Annotated in this window: 1 protein-coding gene; it reads left to right on the top strand. The window is 76.4% G+C overall.

Annotated features, from left to right (window positions below; genetic code table 11):
- Positions 1–81: 81 nt before the first annotated feature.
- A partial coding sequence (locus V7E46_RS33650; protein WP_333771943.1) for a TetR/AcrR family transcriptional regulator occupies positions 82–801 on the top strand: 720 nt, incomplete at its 3' end.

The raw sequence follows: 801 nt of genomic DNA, 5'->3' as shown, positions 1-801 counted from the left end.
CGCCCGCCCCGCGGCCGGCTCGCCGCTTCCCCTCCGTCGGGGGAGGGCGACCCCGCCCGGGAGGGGCGTACGCTCGGGCGCATGAGCAGCAGCGCGGCCCCCGCGTACCGCAGAATGAGCGTGGAGCAGCGCCGCGCCCACCTGCTCAAGGCGGCCGTCGACCTCTTCGGGCACCGCAGGCCCGAGGACGTGTCCATCGACGACGTGGCCGCCGCCGCGGGCGTCTCCCGCCCGCTGGTGTACCGCTATTTCCCCGGCGGCAAGCAGCAGTTGTACGAGGCCGCGGTGCACGGAGCCGCCGAAGAGCTGACCGGCCGCTTCGCCGTACCGTCGGAAGGCCCGCCCACCGAGCGGCTCGCCGCCGCGCTCGACCGCTACCTGGCCTACGTGGACGAGCACGCCCCGGCGTACGCCGCCCTGCTCGGCGGCGCAGGCGTCGCGGAGACCAGCCGTACCGGCGCGATCGTGGACGGCGTACGCCGAAGAGCCGCCGAACAGGTCCTGCGCCACCTCGGAGTGACCGCCCCCGGCCCGCGGCTGGCGATGATGGTGCGGTCCTGGATCGCCTCCGTCGAGGCGGTCTCGCTGATCTGGATCGACGAGGGGCGCCGCCCGCCGGTCGGCGAGCTGCGCGACTGGCTGGTCGACCACTTCATCGGGCTGCTGCTGGTGACCGCCACCACCGACCCGGAGACGGCGGCGGCAGCAGCGGGCGCGCTGCCCCAGGAGACCCGGGACAGCCCGGCGGGCGCCCTGCTCGCCCGCCTGGCCCCCCTCGCCCCGGCGACAGCCCACCTGCTC

It is taken from the genome of Streptomyces sp. IBSBF 2435 (assembly GCF_036815005.1).
In the GTDB taxonomy this organism is placed as follows: domain Bacteria; phylum Actinomycetota; class Actinomycetes; order Streptomycetales; family Streptomycetaceae; genus Actinacidiphila.
The sequence above is the reverse complement of the archived record's forward strand: the minus strand, read 5'-3'. Positions and strand labels throughout refer to the sequence as shown.